General features: G+C 63.4%; 21 protein-coding genes. 6 read left to right on the plus strand and 15 right to left on the minus strand.

From position 1 onward, the window contains the following. Positions 1-6: 6 nt before the first annotated feature. Positions 7-1,689 (minus strand): 30S ribosomal protein S1, encoded by a 1,683-nt coding sequence (gene rpsA / locus FLQ03_RS09280; RefSeq protein WP_144371286.1) that lies wholly within the window; start codon positions 1,687-1,689, stop codon positions 7-9. A gap of 109 nt (positions 1,690-1,798) precedes the next feature. Further along, positions 1,799-2,473: a (d)CMP kinase gene (gene cmk / locus FLQ03_RS09285; RefSeq protein ID WP_144371152.1), complete on the minus strand. Its 675-nt coding sequence runs from the start codon at positions 2,471-2,473 to the stop codon at positions 1,799-1,801. Between the two features lie 145 nt (positions 2,474-2,618). Here cmk and aroA point away from each other — a divergent pair, with 145 nt between their 5' ends. Then, the gene (gene aroA / locus FLQ03_RS09290) at positions 2,619-3,911 is read left to right on the plus strand and encodes a 3-phosphoshikimate 1-carboxyvinyltransferase (RefSeq protein WP_144371153.1); all 1,293 of its coding nucleotides are present in this window, start codon (positions 2,619-2,621) and stop codon (positions 3,909-3,911) included. Between the two features lie 122 nt (positions 3,912-4,033). Then, complete coding sequence (locus tag FLQ03_RS09295; RefSeq protein WP_240802245.1) at positions 4,034-4,477, plus strand: nucleoside triphosphate pyrophosphohydrolase family protein; 444 nt, start codon at positions 4,034-4,036, stop codon at positions 4,475-4,477. Between the two features lie 11 nt (positions 4,478-4,488). Here the strand turns inward: FLQ03_RS09295 and FLQ03_RS09300 are convergent, their stop codons facing one another. Further along, positions 4,489-4,947 carry a YaiI/YqxD family protein gene (locus tag FLQ03_RS09300; protein ID WP_144371154.1) on the minus strand — a complete coding sequence of 153 codons (459 nt, stop codon included), beginning with the start codon at positions 4,945-4,947 and terminating at the stop codon, positions 4,489-4,491. Continuing rightward, complete coding sequence (locus tag FLQ03_RS09305) at positions 4,944-5,837, minus strand: prephenate dehydrogenase (protein ID WP_144371288.1); 894 nt, start codon at positions 5,835-5,837, stop codon at positions 4,944-4,946. Before FLQ03_RS09305 ends, FLQ03_RS09300 begins: the two co-directional genes overlap by 4 nt. Before the next feature lie 69 nt (positions 5,838-5,906). Here FLQ03_RS09305 and FLQ03_RS09310 point away from each other — a divergent pair, with 69 nt between their 5' ends. Together FLQ03_RS09310 and FLQ03_RS09315 are read left to right on the plus strand one after the other, a co-directional pair. Then, a complete protein-coding gene (locus FLQ03_RS09310; protein ID WP_144371155.1) occupies positions 5,907-6,176 on the plus strand; it encodes a DUF4936 family protein in 270 nt (89 codons plus the stop codon). Between the two features lie 72 nt (positions 6,177-6,248). Next, a complete protein-coding gene (locus FLQ03_RS09315; RefSeq protein ID WP_144371156.1) occupies positions 6,249-7,868 on the plus strand; it encodes a methyl-accepting chemotaxis protein in 1,620 nt (539 codons plus the stop codon). A 30-nt stretch (positions 7,869-7,898) separates the two neighbouring features. Here the strand turns inward: FLQ03_RS09315 and pabC are convergent, their stop codons facing one another. The 11 genes from pabC to FLQ03_RS09370 form a co-directional block, all read right to left on the minus strand. Further along, complete coding sequence (gene pabC / locus FLQ03_RS09320) at positions 7,899-8,702, minus strand: aminodeoxychorismate lyase (RefSeq protein ID WP_144371157.1); 804 nt, start codon at positions 8,700-8,702, stop codon at positions 7,899-7,901. After that, the gene (locus tag FLQ03_RS09325) at positions 8,696-9,151 is read right to left on the minus strand and encodes a GNAT family N-acetyltransferase (protein ID WP_144371158.1); all 456 of its coding nucleotides are present in this window, start codon (positions 9,149-9,151) and stop codon (positions 8,696-8,698) included. Before FLQ03_RS09325 ends, pabC begins: the two co-directional genes overlap by 7 nt. Before the next feature lie 23 nt (positions 9,152-9,174). Continuing rightward, positions 9,175-10,473: an aminodeoxychorismate synthase component I gene (locus FLQ03_RS09330; protein WP_144371159.1), complete on the minus strand. Its 1,299-nt coding sequence runs from the start codon at positions 10,471-10,473 to the stop codon at positions 9,175-9,177. Between the two features lie 102 nt (positions 10,474-10,575). Then, the gene (gene fabF, locus FLQ03_RS09335; RefSeq protein ID WP_144371160.1) at positions 10,576-11,817 is read right to left on the minus strand and encodes a beta-ketoacyl-ACP synthase II; all 1,242 of its coding nucleotides are present in this window, start codon (positions 11,815-11,817) and stop codon (positions 10,576-10,578) included. A gap of 181 nt (positions 11,818-11,998) precedes the next feature. After that, positions 11,999-12,238 (minus strand): acyl carrier protein, encoded by a 240-nt coding sequence (gene acpP / locus FLQ03_RS09340; RefSeq protein WP_017509934.1) that lies wholly within the window; start codon positions 12,236-12,238, stop codon positions 11,999-12,001. Between the two features lie 193 nt (positions 12,239-12,431). Further along, complete coding sequence (fabG, locus tag FLQ03_RS09345; protein WP_144371161.1) at positions 12,432-13,169, minus strand: 3-oxoacyl-ACP reductase FabG; 738 nt, start codon at positions 13,167-13,169, stop codon at positions 12,432-12,434. Positions 13,170-13,215: 46 nt separating this feature from the next. Continuing rightward, positions 13,216-14,145, minus strand: coding sequence for an ACP S-malonyltransferase (fabD, locus tag FLQ03_RS09350; protein ID WP_144371162.1), 930 nt, complete (start codon positions 14,143-14,145; stop codon positions 13,216-13,218). A gap of 168 nt (positions 14,146-14,313) precedes the next feature. Continuing rightward, complete coding sequence (locus tag FLQ03_RS09355; protein ID WP_144371163.1) at positions 14,314-15,273, minus strand: beta-ketoacyl-ACP synthase III; 960 nt, start codon at positions 15,271-15,273, stop codon at positions 14,314-14,316. Between the two features lie 9 nt (positions 15,274-15,282). Next, complete coding sequence (plsX, locus tag FLQ03_RS09360) at positions 15,283-16,317, minus strand: phosphate acyltransferase PlsX (protein ID WP_144371164.1); 1,035 nt, start codon at positions 16,315-16,317, stop codon at positions 15,283-15,285. Positions 16,318-16,378: 61 nt separating this feature from the next. After that, positions 16,379-16,558 carry a 50S ribosomal protein L32 gene (rpmF, locus tag FLQ03_RS09365; RefSeq protein ID WP_017509929.1) on the minus strand — a complete coding sequence of 60 codons (180 nt, stop codon included), beginning with the start codon at positions 16,556-16,558 and terminating at the stop codon, positions 16,379-16,381. A gap of 30 nt (positions 16,559-16,588) precedes the next feature. Beyond that, the gene (locus FLQ03_RS09370; RefSeq protein WP_144371165.1) at positions 16,589-17,089 is read right to left on the minus strand and encodes a YceD family protein; all 501 of its coding nucleotides are present in this window, start codon (positions 17,087-17,089) and stop codon (positions 16,589-16,591) included. 121 nt (positions 17,090-17,210) lie between these two features. On the opposite strand from FLQ03_RS09370, the gene FLQ03_RS09375 reads away from it, so the two are divergent. Both FLQ03_RS09375 and FLQ03_RS09380 read left to right on the plus strand, forming a co-directional pair. After that, a complete protein-coding gene (locus FLQ03_RS09375; protein WP_144371166.1) occupies positions 17,211-17,789 on the plus strand; it encodes a Maf family protein in 579 nt (192 codons plus the stop codon). Then, positions 17,789-18,490: an SAM-dependent methyltransferase gene (locus FLQ03_RS09380; RefSeq protein WP_144371167.1), complete on the plus strand. Its 702-nt coding sequence runs from the start codon at positions 17,789-17,791 to the stop codon at positions 18,488-18,490. Before FLQ03_RS09375 ends, FLQ03_RS09380 begins: the two co-directional genes overlap by 1 nt. The last annotated feature ends 38 nt before the right edge of the window (positions 18,491-18,528 follow it).

The raw sequence follows: 18,528 nt of genomic DNA on the forward strand, positions 1-18,528 counted from the left end.
CATCACTTATTCGTTGCCGCCGGACAGTTTAGCTTTCAGCAGCGCGCCCAGGCTGGTGGTACCAGCGGACACGTTGGCATCGCCAGCGCTGATAGCGGACATTGCGGCTTTCTCTTCCTGTACGTCCTTAGCCTTGATGGACAGGCTGATGGAGCGGGCTTTGCGATCAACAGCGATGATCACGGCTTCCACTTCTTCGCCATCCTTCAGTACCGAGCGAGCGTCTTCAACGCGGTCGCGGGACAGTTCGGAAGCACGCAGGTAGCCTTCAACGTCGGCGTCCAGGGCTACAACAGCGCCCTTGGCGTCAACAGACTTAACGGTACCTTTAACCAGGGCGCCTTTGTCGTTCATGGCAACGTAGTTGTTGAACGGATCACCTTCCAGTTGCTTGATGCCCAGGGAGATGCGTTCTTTTTCCACGTCGATGGACAGAACAACGGCTTCAACCTCGTCACCCTTCTTGAACTTGCGTACGGCTTCTTCGCCAGCTTCGTTCCAGGACAGGTCGGACAGGTGTACCAGGCCATCGATGCCGCCCGGCAGACCAACGAACACGCCGAAATCGGTGATCGACTTGATCGCGCCTTTCAGTTTGTCGCCTTTCTTGAAGTTGTCAGCGAACTCGTTCCACGGGTTAGCCTGGCACTGTTTCATGCCCAGGCTGATACGACGACGGTCTTCGTCGATTTCCAGGATCATCACTTCAACTTCGTCGCCAACCTGAACTACCTTGGACGGGTGTACGTTCTTGTTGGTCCAGTCCATTTCGGACACGTGTACCAGGCCTTCGATGCCTTGTTCGATTTCAACGAACGCGCCGTAGTCGGTCAGGTTGGTTACCTTGCCGAACAGACGGGTACCGGACGGGTAACGACGGGACAGGCCCACCCACGGATCTTCGCCCAGTTGCTTCAGACCCAGGGATACGCGGTTCTTCTCTTGGTCGAACTTCAGTACCTTGGCTTCCACTTCGTCGCCCACGGCCAGAACTTCGGACGGGTGCTTCACGCGGCGCCATGCCAGGTCGGTGATGTGCAGCAGGCCATCGATACCGCCCAGGTCAACGAACGCACCGTAGTCGGTGATGTTCTTGACGATACCTTTGATGATGGCACCTTCACGCAGGGTTTCCAGCAGCGCTTTGCGCTCTTCGCCCAGGGTTTCTTCCAGCACGGCACGGCGGGAAACAACCACGTTGTTGCGCTTGCGGTCCAGCTTGATAACCTTGAACTCGACTTCTTTGCCTTCGTACGGGGTGGTGTCTTTCACCGGACGTACGTCAACCAGGGAACCCGGCAGGAAAGCGCGGATGCCGTTAACCATAACGGTCAGGCCACCTTTGACTTTGCCGCTGATAACGCCGGACAGGATCTTGCCAGCTTCCAGAGCCTCTTCCAGGTCAACCCATGCAGCCAGACGCTTGGCTTTTTCACGGGAGAGCTTGGTTTCGCCAAAGCCGTTTTCCAGGGAGTCGATCGCAACAGTAACGAAATCGCCGATGGCAACTTCAACTTGGCCGTTGTCGTTCTTGAACTCTTCAACCGGGATCAGGGATTCAGACTTCAGGCCGGCGTTAACGGTCACGAAGTTGGAATCGATGCCAACGACTTCAGCGGTGATTACTTCACCAGCACGCATTTCTTGCAGAGCCAGGCTCTCTTCGAACAGGGCGGCGAAGCTATCCATAACGAGGGTAGTCATCAGATGTAACTCTCAGGCATGCCTTGCGTCACGCGGGGTTAGGTTTTTCATACGCCGTCAGCGCAAGGTATGACAGACGGCGGCTTACAAAAAATTAATGGCCGGTGCCACGGGTCTTGTCGAACCACGACAGTACCTGCGCCACCGCTTGTTCGATGGTCAGGTCCGAGGTGTCCAGCAAGTGGGCATCCGGCTCTTGTCTTAGCGGGGCAACCGCCCGTGCCGCGTCGCGCGCGTCACGATCGGAAATGTCCTGCTGAATCTGAACGAGATTAGCAGATTCCCCTTTTGCGATCAACTGCTTATAGCGGCGTTCTGCGCGCACGGCAGCAGAAGCCGTCAGGAACACCTTCAGTTCGGCGCGCGGAAACACCACCGACCCCATGTCGCGGCCATCGGCTACCAGGCCGGGCGGCACCAGGAAATCGCGCTGGCGGGCCAGCAGCGCGGCGCGTACCGCCGGCAGCGCGGCGACTTTGGACGCCCCCATGCCGATATCTTCGGCGCGGATGGCGGCGCTGACGTCCGCCTCGCCCAGCCAGGTCTTGCCGTCGTGGAACGACGCCGGCAACTGCGCAGCCAAGCGGGCCACGCCCTGTTCGTCTTCCCAGCTGACGCCTTCGCGCAGCGCGTACAGCGCCGTCAGGCGGTACAGCGCGCCGGAATCCAGATAATGCAGGCCAAGCTGCTGTGCCACCAGGGCAGCCACCGTGCCCTTGCCAGAGGCGGAAGGGCCGTCGATGGTAATGACGGGTTTGAGCGTAGGCATGGCAAACACCTTGAAGCAAAACGACAGATTGTAACGCAAGCAGTACAAAAAGAGGCGTTTGCGTGGCGGTGCACAATACGGGTACAGTCGTTGCCGAGATCATCCGACGGGGCGCAAGCCCCGCAGCAAAACAGACCAGAACACCATGGAACAACTACACCTGCAGCCCATCGGGCGCCTGGCTGGCAGCATCAAGCTGCCCGGCTCCAAGAGCATTTCCAACCGCACCCTGCTGCTGGCCGCGCTGGCCGACGGCAGCACCCTGGTGCGCGACCTGCTGGACTCCGACGACATCCGCCGCATGCTGGAAGCACTGGCCACCCTGGGTGTGCGCGTCGAGCAGCAAGGCAACAGCCGCGACTTCCTGGTGCACGGCACCGGCGGCGCGTTCAGCGTGAAAGACGCCGACCTGTTCCTGGGTAATGCCGGCACCGCCTTCCGCCCGCTCACCGCCGCGCTGGCGCTGATGCAGGGCCGCTACCACCTGCATGGCGTACCGCGCATGCACGAACGCCCGATCGGCGACCTGGTGGACGCGCTGCGCGTGGCCGGTGCCGATATCGACTACCTGGGCAACGACGGCTACCCGCCGCTGCAGATCAAGCCGGCCAGCCTGAACGCCGGCCAGGTCATTCCGGTAAAAGGCAATGTCTCCAGCCAGTTCCTGACTGCGCTGCTGATGGCACTGCCGCTCACCGGTGAAGACGTCACCATCGAGGTGGTGGGCGAGCTGATCTCCAAACCGTACATCGAGATCACGCTGAACCTGATGGCGCGCTTTGGCGTGCAGGTGCAACGCGACGGCTGGCAGCGCTTTACCATCGCGCGCGGCCAACGTTACACCAGCCCCGGCGACATTCACGTGGAAGGCGACGCCTCCAGCGCGTCCTACTTCCTGGCGGCTGGCGCGCTGGCCGGTGGCCCGGTGCGGGTGGAAGGGGTTGGCCGCAGCAGCATCCAGGGCGATGTGAAGTTTGCCGACGCGCTGGCGCTGATGGGGGCAGAGATCACCCTGGGCGATAACTGGATCGAAGCCCGCGCCCCGGCCGGCGGCCTGCAGGCCATCGACGTAGACCTCAACCACATTCCGGATGCGGCGATGACCATCGCCGTGGCCGCGCTGGCCGCCAACGGCACCACCACCATCCGCAACGTGGAAAGCTGGCGCGTGAAGGAAACCGACCGCCTGGCGGCGATGGCCACCGAGCTGCGCAAAGTAGGCGCCAGCGTGGTGGAAACGCAGGACAGCATCAGCGTGACGCCGCCGGCGCAGCTGACTGCCAACGCCGAAATCGACACCTACGACGACCACCGCATGGCGATGTGCTTCTCGCTGGTGGCGCTGCTGGGCACCCCGGTGGTGATCAACGACCCGAAATGCGTGGCCAAGACCTTCCCCGATTATTTCGAGGTACTGGGCAAGTTGGCCGCAGGCTGAGGCCGCCCCAACCGCCGCCCCAAAACCGCTGCTTCGCCGCAGCGGTTTTTTCATGCGCTACGCCTTGCCAGTAAGCCATCAAAAACACAAAATATGCCACCAATAAAACAACAAGGCACAAGATGATGAATAACCCGTTTGCCGTGCGCCGCGACTTCATGCAGCGCTTCGACATGGCCGCCCCCGATGCCCCCAGCTTCCAGCCGCAAGCATTGGCGATGTGGCAGACCATGCTGCAAGAGGAATGGCAGGAGTTCCAGACCGCGCTGGCCGACTACCAGGCCATGCCGCAGGCCGACGCCGCCACGCAGCAGCAGTTGCAAGCCGAGCTGACGGCGGAGGGGGTAGACGTGCTGAACGTGTTATGCGGGCTGCTGCTGTCGCAGGGCTTGCCGCTGCAGGCGATGTTCGACGCCATCCATGCGGCCAACCTGGCCAAGTGCGTGGACGGGCAAGTACTGCGCCGCGCCGACGGCAAGATCCTGAAACCGGCGGGCTGGCAGCCGGCAGACAAGGTGGGGGTGATCCGCGCTGCAACGCAACAGCAGCCCGACACCTCGGCGTAAGCGCTTGCTGCTTAACGACGGCTTGCGGCCAACCGTTGCAGCAGCTTGTCCAGCTGGGCGCCAAACGCCTGGCGGTCGCGCTGGCTGAAGGCGGCCGGGCCACCGGTCTGTACGCCGCTGTCGCGCAGCTCGGTCATGAAATTGCGCAGCGCCAGCGCCTCGCGGATGGTGGCGTCGCTGTACAGCTCGCCGCGCGGGTTCAGCGCCAACGCGCCTTTGGCCACCACCTGCGCCGCCAGCGGGATGTCGGCGGTCACCACGATATCGCCCGGCTGCGCCTGCTGTGCGATGTGGTTGTCGGCCACGTCGAAACCGGCCGGCACCTGCACGGCACGGATATGCGGCGACGGCGGCACACGCAGTAGCTGGTTGGCCACCAGCACCGTCGGTGTGGCGGTGCGGTCGGCGGCGCGGAACAGGATGTCCTTGATCACGGCCGGGCACGCGTCGGCGTCTACCCAGATGGTCATGCGTTGCCCCGGTTGAAGTGTTGTTGCCATTGCTGGCGGGCTTCGCGGGCGCGCTCGAAGCGGGTGGTCATCGCTTCCGCGTCGCCGGCCACCAGTTCCTGCCGCAGTGCGGCCAACGTAGCCTGGAACGCGTCCAGTTCCACCAGCAGCGCGTCGCGGTTGGCCAGCGCGATGTCACGCCACATCTCGGGGTGGCTGCCGGCAATGCGGGTAAAGTCGCGAAAGCCGGTGGCGGCAAAATCGAAGCAGCGCGCCGCGTCGGCCTTGGCGACGATGGTATCCACGTAGGCAAAGGCCAGCAGGTGCGGCAGGTGGCTGACGGTGGCAAACACCGCGTCGTGCTCGGCGGCGCTCATCTCGTAGACACGGGCACCACAAGCCTGCCACAACTCGCGCACCAGCACGGCAGCGGCGGGGCGGGTTTCCGGCAGCGGCGTCACCACGATGCGGCGGTTGTCGTACAGGCCGTACTGCGCGGCGGCGGCACCGGACAGGTCGGAGCCGGCAATCGGGTGCGCCGGCACGCAGCCGGCCAGGTGCGCCGGCAGGTGGGCGCGCATCAGCGCCACCACGTCGCTCTTGGTACTGCCGCCGTCGGTTACCACACAGTGCGGCGGCAGGTGCGGCGCGATGTCGGCAAACACGCGCCCCATCTGCCCCACCGGCGTGGCGACCAGCACCACGTCGGCGGCGCGCACCGCTTCTGCGGCGCTGTGGCTGGCTTCGTCGATCACCCCCAGCTCGATGGCACGCTGCAGGTTGGCCGCAGAGCGCCCTACCCCGATCACTTTCGCCACCCGGCCGGCGCGGCGCAAGGCCAGCGCAAACGAGCCGCCAATCAGGCCCACGCCTATCACTACCAGGGTCAATCTGCCCTCACCCGCCTGCATGCTGTTGCCCATTGCTGTGTGTCAGAGCCGTTATCATAACCGCATTCCCGCTTGACCAAGAGGTGCATCATGTCTGCTTCGCTGTACATCTATTACCGCATTGACGGCAATTTTCTGTCTTTTGAGCAATCCGCCAGAAAAATCATGGCGCAAATCGAAGCAGAAATGCAGATAAAGGGCAGATTATTGCAACGTCGCGACGATGCACACACCTGGATGGAGATCTACGAGCCGGTGGCCGACCCGGCAGCCCTGACAGCGGCACTGGCCCGCGCCGTAGCAGCCGAGGCCTGCTGGCACGGTGTGGCGCGGCACGCCGAATGTTTCACAGAAATTTAAAAAAAGCGGCTGTTCAATAACCACATTGCAAACAATAGCTTGGCCACCTAGCCTGATACAGGGAGGTGAGCCATGTACCAACAATTTACCATTCGACAAAAACTGCTTGCCGCATTCGGCGTCATTCTGTTGCTGATGGCCGTGATGGCCGCGTTGGTCATGCAAAAGCTCAATGTGATCGAACACGATCTGGAAGAGATCGTAGAAGACCTCAGCCCGGAAATGGTGCTGTCGGCCGAGCTGATGCAACTGAGCATGGACAACGCATTGCTAGCCCATCGCCGCCACCTGCAGGAAAGCGCGGCGCTACAGCAGCAGATGCAGCAGCACCGCCAGCAAAGCCTGGCCAGCTTGAACAAGCTGCAGCAGCTGGAACATCAGGAAGCCGGCAAACAGCAATTGCAGCAGCTGCAAACCCTGCTGCAAGCCACACATGACAGCCAGCAACAGTTCGACCGCCTGCTGGCCAGCCAGGATGCCTCTGCCGGCCAATGGCTGCAAAGCCGGCTGGACCCGCAAACCGAAGCTCTGGTCGTGGCGCTGAAGCAGTTCATCGCCCTGCAGCGCAACGAGATGACACGGGCGGAGCAAGAAGCCATCAGCAGCTACCACGACGCAGAGTGGACGCAACTGACACTGGGCGCCTTGGCGCTGGCGCTGGGCACGCTGATCGGCTGGCTGTTTGCCGGCAAATTATCCGGCCACCTCGGCAGCATCGTACGGGAAACCCAGCGCATCGCCGCCGGCGACCTGCGACCACGGGCCAAACCGCTGCCGGCGGCCAACCGTGACGAAACCCTGCAACTGGCGCACGCCACCGATCGCATGCGGCAACAACTGGCCGACACCCTGGGCAGCATCCGGCAGTCGTCGTTTGCCGTCAGCGACGCCTCGCACGAGCTGTCCGGCATGTCGGAACAAGTGGCCGTGAGCGTGCAACGCCAGGCCGAAGCCACCAGCGAAGCCAGCGCCACGCTGGAGGAGCTTACCGTCAGCATCAATCATGTTTCGGATAACGCCGGCGACGCCGCCCGCCAGTCGCAGCAGGCGGGTGAACAGGCCGAACAAGGCGCTGCCGCCGTACAGGCATCGCAACAGCTGGTGCGCCAGGTTGGCCGCAGCGTGCAGCAGATCGCCAGCGCACTGGGCGAACTGACGCGCGAGGTGCAGGAAATCGACCGCATCGTCACCGTCATCCGCGAGGTGGCCGACCAGACCAACCTGCTGGCCTTGAACGCCAGCATCGAAGCCGCCCGCGCCGGTGAAGCCGGCCGCGGCTTTGCCGTGGTGGCCGACGAAGTACGCAAGCTGGCCGAGCGCACCGCCACCGCCACCGGCGACATCACCGGCATGATCGGCCGCATCCGTCAGGGCGTAAACGACGTGGAACACCAGATGGGCAGCAGCGAGCAACAAATGGCGCAGGCCGACGAGGCCACCCACGATACCGGCCACACCATCGAAGCGGCACGGCAGTACAGCCGCGAAGCCGGCAGTTCGGTAGCCGCCATCAGCGAGGCGCTGGGCGAGCAGCGCGACGCCAGCCAGCTGCTGGCACGCAGCATGGAACAGGTGGCGCAAATGGCCGAGGAAAACAGCGCCACCGTGGAAGAGCTGGCCACCACCTCCAGCCAGCTCAGCGAGCTGGCCGACAGCATGCAGCAGATGGTGGCGCGCTTTCAGCTGGCCTAGGAGGGCAACAGGCTGATAGCCGGTCGCTCATCAGCCCGCTGGCAGCGCCTGCTGCAGGCGGGCGGTAAGCGGCCACGCCTGCCAGGTGTGGCCATCGAGCTGGCGCAGCGGCCAGATGCCGGCCAAGCTGTTGCAGACAAAGGCCTCGTCGGCCGCCAGCAGCTCGGCCGGCTGCAAACGCTGCTCGGTAACATCGATGCCCAGCTGGCGGGCAGTATCGATGATGCAGGCGCGCTGGGCACCGGACACGCCGCAGCGGTCCAGCTTTGGCGTGTACAGTTGGCCGTCGCGCACCCAGAACAGGTTGCTCATGGTGCCCTCCACCACCGTGCCGTCGCTGTCCAGCATCAGCCCTTCGGCGATGGCAGGGTCGTCCCACTCGCTGCGCGCCAGCACGTTTTCCAGCCGGTTCAGGTGCTTGATGCCGGCCAGGCGCGGCTGCAGGCCCAGCCGGGTATCGCACCAGCGCACCACAATGCCGTGCTGGGCCCGCTCCGGCGGGTAACCGGCCCAGGTGGCAGCGCTGACGATGCGGGTGGGCTGCACCTGCGCGGGTATGGCGTAGCCACGCTGGCCGCTGCCCCGCGTCAGCACCACCTTGGCCACCGCACGCGGCAAACCGGCGCAAACGGTGGCGATTTCGGCCAGCAACAGCGCCTGGTCCGGGCACGGCAGGCGCAGCGCAGCGCAGTCTGCGGTCAAGCGTTGCCACTGCCAGCGCCACAAGCGCGGCTGGCCCGCCACCACCTCCAGCGTACGGTACAGGCCGTCGCCGTAGGCGAGGCCGCGATCGGTGGCCGGCAGCAGCTCGGCCTTCACGCCGTTGATCAGCATGGCAAGTCCTTGGCGAGGCAAATGGATTCGCTGCGGCCAACATAGTGGCCATAAGGCGAGATCTCGCGGTAGCCGTGGCCCAGATAGAACTGCACCGCGCGCTGGTTGACGCGGCGGGTGGAAAGCCACACGGCGCGGTAGCCCAGCCGCTGCGCGTGCTGCTCCAGCGCCGCCAGCAACGCGGCGCCCAGGCCCAGGCTGCCGGGTGCGGCGTACATGCGCTTCAGCTCGGCCACGCCGGGCTGCAGCGGGCGCAAGGCACCGCAACCTTGCGCCACCCCGTCGCCATTGCAGGCCAGCAAGAACACCGCGCCGTCGCCACGGACGTCGTCGGCGTCAAACGAGGCTTGCCCGCTGTTGCCGGTGAGCGCGGCCAAGGTGTCAGACAGCGCGGCCTGCATGGCGACGGCCTGCGGGTGGGCGGGATCGACAGCGGTAAAGGTATGCATCGGCGCTCCTTGCCGTGGCGGGGTCAGGCTTGCTCGACGCCCAGCGCGCGCAGCAGGCCACGGGCCTTGTGGCGGGTTTCCTGCAGTTCGCGTTCCGGGTCGGAGTCGGCCACGATGCCGCCGCCGGCGCGGAAGCGCAGCTGCTGGCCTTGCTGCATGAAGGTACGGATCAGGATGTTCACGTCCAGCGTGCCGTCGCGGTTGAGGTAGCCCAGGCTGCCGGTGTAGGCACGGCGGGCGCTGTTTTCCAGCTCGCGGATGATCTGCATGGTGCGCACCTTGGGGCAGCCGGTAATGGTGCCGCCGGGGAACAGCGCACGGAATACTTCTACGGTATCCACGCCGTCACGGATGCGGCCGCGCACGTTGGATTCGATATGGTGCACGTAGGCGTAGCTGGCCACCGCCATCAGCTCGTTCACCTCCACGCTACCGGGCTGGCAGATGCGGCCCAGGTCGTTGCGTTCGAGGTCGATCAGCATCACGTGCTCGGCGCGTTCCTTGATGCTGCTGATCAGGCGCTGCTTCAGCGCGGCGTCTTCGGCGGCGTCGGGCGAGCGCGGGTGGGTGCCGGCAATCGGGCGGGTATCCACCCAGCCGTCGTGCACGCGCACCAAGCGCTCCGGCGACGAGCTGACGATGTAGGCATCGCCCAGGTCGGCCAGCGCCGAGAACGGCGCCGGGTTGGCACGGCGCAGCGCGGCAAACAGGTCTACCGGGCGTACGCTGTCGTGCAGCGTGGCACGCCAGCCGCGCGAGATGTTCACCTGGAACACGTCGCCTTCGTAGATGTAATCCTTCAGCCGCACCACGGCGTCGGTGTACCAGTGCGGCGGGTCTTCTTCCAGCGCCTGCAGCTGTACCGGGTTGGCCGCAAACGCAGGCACTGTTTGCAGCGCGGCTTTCAGCTCGGCCAGTTGGCCAGCGGTTTCCGCCATCAGCCAGCAGCGGCCGCTGGCGCGTTCCAGCTGGATGGCGGCCGGAATGCGGCACAGCGCGGCCAACGGAAAGCTGTCCGGGATAGCGGCCGGCACGCTGGGTTCAAACTCGGACAACAGGTCGTAGCCCAGGTAGACAAACCAGCCGCCACTGAACGGCAGGCCGTGCGGGTTGGCCACCGCCGCCTCGCGCGGCAGCGCACGTACCGCCTGCAGGAACGCCGCGCCCTCGCCTTCGCCGTAAACGTGGCGCTGGCCGGGCAGGGCCATCAGGATGTCCCAGCCGATATCGCCGGACGACTGCATCAGGTAAGGGAAACGGGCGCGATCGGCGGCGTGCAAGGCCAGCAGGTCGGGGGTGGAAGCGAGCAGTTCGTAATGCATGGGTGGTGGGCGCCGCCATGACGGCAGCCGCAAAAGAAAAAGACCGCGCGAGTTTATCGCAGCGGTCTCGGGTGTCAACGTCGCCTGAGCGAGGTGTCGCTTTTACACGCGCTTGAACACCAGGGTACCGTTGGTACCGCCAAAGCCGAACGAGTTGGAGATCGCCACGTCGATCTTCAGGTCGCGCGCGGTGTTGGCGCAGTAGTCCAGGTCGCAACCACCTTCGATGTCCTGCTCGTGCAGGTTGATGGTGGGCGGGGAAACCTGGTTGTGCACGGCCAGAATGGAGTAGATGGCTTCTACGCCGCCGGCGCCGCCCAGCAGGTGGCCGGTCATCGACTTGGTGGAGTTCACCACCAGTTTCTTGGCGTGGTCGCCGAAGGCAATCTTCAGCGCGTTGGTTTCGTTGGCGTCACCCAGCGGGGTGGAGGTGCCGTGCGCGTTCACGTACTGCACCTGGTCGGCGTTCAGGCCGGCGTCGCGCAGCGCGTTCAGCACGCCGCGGGCCGGGCCGTCGGCGTTAGGTGCGGTAATGTGGTGCGCGTCGGAGCTCATGCCGAAACCGGCCAGCTCGGCGTAAATCTTGGCACCGCGCTTCACGGCGTGTTCGTACTCTTCCAGCACGATCACACCGGCGCCCTCGCCCATCACGAAACCGTCGCGGCCCTTGTCCCACGGACGGGAGGCGGTAGCCGGGTCATCGTTGCGGGTGGACAGCGCCTTCATGGCAGCAAAGCCGCCAACTGCCAGGCTGCAGATGGTGCTTTCGGCACCGCCTGCCACCATCACGTCGGCGTCGCCGTACTGGATGATGCGGGCAGCGTCACCGATGCAGTGCGCGCCGGTGGTGCAAGCAGACACGATCGCATAGCTGGGGCCCTGGTAGCCCTTCAGGATGGATACGTGACCGGAAATCATGTTGATCAGCGAACCCGGAATGAAGAACGGGCCGATCTTGCGGATGCCGCCTTCGTGGCGGGCCACGCCGGTTTCCTCGATCAGCGGCAGACCGCCGATACCGGAACCGATATTCACGCCCACACGGGTCTTGTCCAGGTCAGCCACGTCGTCCAGACCGGCGTCGGCCACGGCTTGCAGCGCGGCGGCGATACCGAAGTGGATGAACTTGTCCATGCGACGCGCATCCTTGGGCGAAATGTACTGGCTGATGTCAAAATCCTTGACTTCACCAGCCACCTGGCAGGCGATGTCGCTCGCATCAAAGCTGGTAATGGTGCCGATGCCACTCTTGCCGGCCACCAGATTGGCCCAGGCAGTGCTGACATCGTTGCCAACCGGGGACACGTGTCCAAGGCCGGTCACTACTACTCTGCGTTTCGACACAGGGTATCTCCGTGAAAAAAGGGAGCGGGCTCCCGATAGTCCTGAATGCGCTCAAACCGGAGCGGTTTGCGGTGGATTCAAATGCATTGAATCAAACGCGCGTTTCAGGGCCACTACAGCAAAAAGACCCCTGCGGGCGAGCAAATGCCACCAGCAGAGGTCCAGGCAATCCCGGAAAGGATTACTTGTTCAGGTGAGCTGTTACGTAGTCAACAGCCTGCTTAACGGTGGTGATTTTCTCGGCCTCTTCGTCCGGGATCTCGCACTCGAATTCTTCTTCCAGTGCCATTACCAGCTCGACGGTGTCCAGAGAGTCAGCGCCCAGATCGTCCACGAAGGAGGAGTCGATTTTGACTTCGGCTTCGTTCACGCCCAGTTGTTCGGCAACGATCTTCTTAACGCGCGCTTCGATGTTTTCCATTTGTTTAAACCCTTTACCTTTCTGTGCTCGGGATAACAAAACCCCGCCATTCTACAAAAAAAAACCGGTGTAGCCTACCTGAGCCGGCGATTCTTGCCGAATTACCTTGCCGGCAGGCCCTTTGTTACGTTTTATGGCGCCGGAAATGTTGCATCCGGCACCAATGCGGCCAACCCGAAGGCCGGCCTTGTCATCACGGCATCAGCATACCGCCATTCACGTGCAGTGTCTGGCCGGTGATGTAGGAAGCCTTGTCGGACGCCAGGAACAGCACGGCGTCGGCGATGTCTTGCGCGTCGCCCAGACGGCCCAGGGCAATCTGGCCAACCAGCGCGTCACGCTGCTCTTGCGGCAGCGCGCGGGTCATGTCGGTATCGATGAAGCCCGGTGCCACGCAGTTCACGGTAATGCCGCGGCTGCCTACTTCGCGCGCCATGGACTTGGTAAAGCCCATGATGCCGGCCTTGGCCGCTGCGTAGTTGGTCTGGCCGGCGTTACCCATCGCGCCCACCACGGAAGCGATGTTGATGATGCGGCCGCTGCGGGCCTTCATCATGGCGCGCAGCACGGCTTTGGAGGCCTTGAACACCGACTTCAGGTTGGTGTCCATGATGGCGTCCCAGTCGTCGTCCTTCATGCGCATCAGCAGGCCGTCACGGGTGATGCCGGCGTTGTTCACCAGGATGGCCACGTCGCCGTGCTCCTTGGCGATGGCGTCGATCAGCGCGTCGATGGCACCGTCTTCACCCACGTTCAGCACCATGCCCACACCGCCCCACTGCGCCAGGCGTTCGCCAATGGCGGCAGCGCCGGATTCAGACGTGGCAGTACCGATCACCTTGGCGCCGGCGGCGGCCAGGGTATCGGCAATGGCAGCACCAATGCCACGGGACGCGCCAGTGACCAGCGCTACTTTACCTTGCAAGCTCATGTTTCTCTCCTGCAGTTGGCCGCATGCGGCCAACCAGCTTTGATCGTTACGCCAGTTCGGCGCGGGCCGCGTCCAGCTTGGCGGCGTCGGTCAGCGCGTGGCAGTTGACGTTGCCGTCAATGCGCTTGGCGAGGCCAGCCAGCACCTTGCCCGGGCCGCACTCGGCCATCAGCACGATACCGTCGGCAGCCAGTTTCTGGATGGTTTCGGTCCAGCGCACCGGGCAGTACAGCTGACGGGTCAGCGCGTCGCGGATCTGTGCCGCATCGCTGTAGCTGGCCACGTCGGCGTTATGCAGCACCGGGATCTGCGGGGCCTTGATCTCTACACTGGCCAGCGCTGCGGCCAGACGCTCGGCGGCCGGCTTCATCAGCGTGCAGTGCGAGGGCACCGACACCGGCAGCGGCAGCGCACGCTTGGCGCCACGCTCCTTGCACAGGGCCATCGCGCGTTCTACAGCAGCCTTGCTACCGGCAATCACCACCTGGCCCGGCGAGTTGAAGTTGACCGGCTCCACCACCTCGCCTTGCGCGGCGTCGGCACACGCGGCACGAATGTCGTCGTCGGACAGGTTCAGGATGGCAGCCATGGCGCCTTCGCCGGCCGGTACCGCTTCCTGCATCGCCTGCGCACGCAGGCGCACCAGGCGGATGGCGTCGGCAAAGTCCAGGCTACCGGCAGCCACCAGGGCGCTGTATTCGCCCAGGCTGTGGCCTGCCACGGCAGCCGGTACCGCGCCACCTTGCGCCAGCCAGGCGCGGTAGGTGGCCACACCGGCGGCCAGCATCAGCGGCTGGGTGTTGACGGTAGCGTTGATCGCGTCGGCGCTGTCGGCCTGCAGCATGGCCCACAGGTCTTCACCCAGGGCGGCCGAGGCTTCGTCGAATGTCTGTTTAACCACCGGCAGGTCGGCAAAGCCGTCCATCATGTTGAGGCTTTGCGAGCCCTGACCGGGAAAGAGAAAGGCAAACGCCATTTTGGGGTCTCCTTTTGAAACGGGGGGAATGATGACTGCTTGGCGCAATTAATGCAAAGAAAACACTCAAACGCTCGTATGATCACCGACGTTCGCCGTGCTTTGCCGACATTCATTGATGAAGCGCAACACGGCTGCCCGGCGATCACGCCAGGCAGCCGGCCTCGATCAGAAGCGCAGCAGCAGCGCGCCCCAGGCAAAACCGCCGCCAATACCTTCCATCAGCACGGTCTGGCCGCGCTGGATCTTGCCCTGGCGCACGGCATGATCGAACGCCAGCGGAATGGACGCCGCCGAGGTATTGCCCTGCTCCGGCAAGGTGACGATGACTTTGTCCATCGACAGTTGCAGGTGCTTGGCGGTGGCTTCGATGATGCGGATATTGGCCTGGTGCGGCACCAGCCAGTCCACGCTGTCTTGCGGCACGCCGGCCTCGGCCAGGGTTTTCTCCGCAATGTCGGAGAGCGCCTTCACCGCAAATTTGAACACCGCCGGGCCATCCATGTGCAGGTAAGGCGTACCTTCCACCTCGCCGTCGATGATTTGCGCTTCGGTCTTCAGGATGTCGCGGTAGCGGCCGTCTGCGGCCAACTTGGCGTGCAGGATGCCCGGCTCGTCGCTGGCGCCCACCACCACGGCGCCGGCGCCATCGCCAAACAGCACGCAGGTGCGGCGATCATCCCAGTCCAGCAGGCGGCTCATCACTTCGGCGCCCACCACCAGCACGTTTTTGGCCATGCCGCTCTTGATGTAACCGTTGGCGGTAGCCAGCGCGTACACGAAGCCGGCGCAAACGGCCTGCACGTCAAACGCGGGCACGCCCGGAATGCCCAGCTTTTCCTGCAGGATGCTGGCGGTACTGGGGAATACCATATCGGGCGTGGTGGTGGCCAGGATGATCAGGTCGATATCGCTGGCTTGCAAGCCGGCGCTTTCCAGCGCGCGCTGCGCGGCGAGGTAGGCCAGATCGCTGGTTTTCTGATTATCTGCTGCGATGTGGCGCGCACGAATGCCAGTGCGAGAGACAATCCACTCGTCACTGGTTTCGATGCGCTCGGCCAGCATCGCATTCGTCATGATGGTGTCCGGCAGATAGCTGCCGGTACCGAGAATGCGTGAATAGGTCATGAGCTAACTTTAAGCTTCAGACTCGGAACGCTTGAGATGTTGTAGTTGGGAAGCGACCCGGTCTGCGATGTGACCAATCACATTGGCGCGGACTTCCTCGCAAGCCTGCTCCAATGCAATACGGAATCCCAGCGCGTCGGTGCCGCCGTGGCTTTTCACCACAATCCCCCGCAGGCCCAGAAAACTGGCGCCGTTGTAGTTACGGGGATCAACACGGGCCTTGAACCGCTTGAGCACCGGCATGGCCGCCAGGGCGCACAGCTTGGTCCACCACGTGCTGGCAAACTCTTCGCGCAGGAAGGTAGCAATCATGTGCGCCAGCCCCTCGGATGCTTTCAGCGCAACGTTGCCGGTAAAACCGTCGCAGACTACCACATCCACTGTCGATTTGAAGATGTCGTTGCCTTCGACGTTACCGTGAAAATTGAGACCGGACTCGCGCAGCAGCTCGGCTGCGCGCTTGATGGAATCTGTACCCTTGATATCTTCCGAGCCGATGTTCAGCAGGCCCACCGTCGGGTTGGGCTTGTGCGTCAGACTGGAAGCCAGTTCGGAACCCATGATGCCGAATTGCACCAGCTGCTCTGGCGAGCATTCGACGTTAGCGCCCAAGTCCAGCACGCAGGTGCTGCCCTTGATGCCTGGCATCATCTTGGCGATGGCCGGACGGTCGATACCGGGGATGGTTTTAAGAACAAACTTGGCAGTGGCCATCAGCGCACCGGTGTTACCGGCGGAAACGGCAGCCTGGGCTTGACCTTCTTTGACGAGGTTAATCGCCACCCGCATTGACGAGTCTTTCTTGTTCTTCAACGCCAGCTGCGGCGATTCGTCCATGCCAACCACTTCGGTTGCATGATGAACGCGCACGCGCGAGCGCAAAGACGCGGGAAGGTCGCTCAGTTCGGCTTCGATGGCCGCACTGTCGCCTACCAGAATCAGAGCAATGTCGGGAATGTCTTGGAGGAAACGGATAGATGCCGGGACGGTGACCTTGAGGCCAACGTCACCGCCCATTGCATCGACCGCTACGGTGATAGTCATCAACGTGAAACGGTAGTCTACCTACCTGTAGTTATGAAGGTAAGGATGAAGCGGGAGCGAATTACTCGCCCTTGGCCTTCACAACCTGGCGGCCACGGTAGAAGCCGTTCGGGCTGATGTGGTGACGCAGGTGGGTTTCACCGGTGGTCGGCTCTTTAGCGAGCGACGGAGCGGTCAGAAAATCGTGTGCGCGGTGCATGCCACGTTTGGACGGGGACTTTTTGTTCTGTTGAACAGCCATGGTCGACTCCTAAGAAATACAAGTAAAAGTTCAGGACCCGGATTTCTTAAGCGTTGCCAGTACCGCAAAAGGGTTCGGCTTGTCAGCCTTGGCGCGCTCTAGATGCTCCGTACCGCAATCGTCGTGTTTCGCCGACAGCGGCAAGCCCATAATGATTTCGTCTTCGATCAGCGCGGTCACGTCGAATGTTTCTTCGGCCAAGATGGCGTCCAGTTCGTCGTCGGCGTCTACGGCGGCTTCGAGCTTCTCTTCGCTGACAAACAGCGTGATCACCCCTTCGCTCACCAGCGTCTGCGGCATGGCCGCCAGACAACGCTGACAATTCACCTCGACATCGGCTTCCACGCGGTAACGCAACGACGGACGCCGCAAGCGGTCAGTAAAACCACTTACGGTGTAACGGGCTGCGCCGGCCGTGGTAGCCAGCACCTCGTGCACGCGTACATCCATTGCCGCAATGGTGCGCTCGCCTTCCAGCGAAGCACCGTCGCGGGCAAACGCGAGCGGATCAATCAAAATCGGGTTAGACATAAACACCAGATGATATAATCGCCACCACTATTTTGTCAAAGCAATCAGGACTTAACCCGCAACCCACTGCCGGCAGCCGTTGCGAATGCGCCCGGCCGCCGCCCCATCTGGCGTACCCACCATGCAGATTGTGCTTGCTTCTACCTCGCCCTACCGCCGCGACATCGTGGCGCGCCTGGGCCTGCCCCTCATTACTGCCGCCCCCGTGTGCGACGAAACGCCGCTGCCGGACGAAACCGCGCTGCAAACCGCCGTGCGTCTGGCACGCACCAAGGCCATGTCGCTGGCTAGCCAATACCCGGACGCGCTGATCATCGGCGGCGACCAGGTGGCCCTGCTGGACGGCCGCCAGATCGGCAAGCCCGGCAGCTTTGAAAACGGCGTGAAGATGCTGCAATGGATGAGCGGCCGCACCGTAGTGTTCCACTCAGCGTTGGCGCTGTACAACAGCCGCAGCGGCCAGCTGCAAGAAGATGTCGGCATCACCAAGGTGACACTGCGCACCCTCACCGAGCAGCAGATCCGCAACTACCTCAGCCGCGAGCCGGATGCACTGCACTGCGCCGGCAGTGCCAAGAGCGAAACCCTGGGTGGTGCGCTGATGCAAAAAGTGGAGGCCGACGACCCCAACTCGCTGATCGGTGTACCGCTGTTCGCGCTGGTGACCATGTTGCAAAACGAAGGCGTGGAGATTCTGTAATGGCCGGCACCCTGTACCTGATCCCCACCCCGCTGGGCGATGGCGACACGCCGTGGCTGCCGGAAGGCGAACGCGCCCGCGTCACCCACCTCACCCACTTTGTGGTGGAAGCCGAAAAAACCGCGCGCAAACACCTGAAGCAGCTGGGCGTCACTACACCCATCCGTGAACTGGTGATGCACACACTAAACGAGCACACCAAGCCGGCCGACGTGGCCGCGCTGCTGGCACCGTTGGCCGCAGGGCAAGACCTGGGCCTGGTATCCGAAGCCGGCTGCCCGGCGGTCGCCGACCCCGGCGCCCAGCTGGTGGCGCTGGCCCACGAAAAAGGCTACCGCGTCGAGCCGCTGATCGGCCCGTCGTCCATCCTGCTGGCGATGATGGCCAGTGGCGCCAACGGCCAGTGCTTTGCCTTCCACGGTTACCTGCCGGTGGATGCCGCCGAGCGTGCCAAGGCCATCAAGGCACTGGAGCTGCGCTCGAAGCAAAACAACGAAACGCAGCTGTTCATCGAAACGCCGTACCGCAACAACGCGCTGCTGCAACAGCTGCGCGAAACACTGGCCGGCAGCACCCGCCTGTGCGTAGCGGCAGACCTGACCGCACCGACGCAAACCATCGTCAGCCGTCTGGTAAAAGACTGGCCGCGCGAAGCGCCGGACTTTCACAAGCGCCCGGCCATCTTCGTTATTCACGCCTGAGCACACACCACCGTGCAGCACGCCAGACGCTGCACGGT

This window comes from Vogesella urethralis, from assembly GCF_007644045.2.
GTDB lineage: Bacteria > Pseudomonadota > Gammaproteobacteria > Burkholderiales > Chromobacteriaceae > Vogesella > Vogesella urethralis.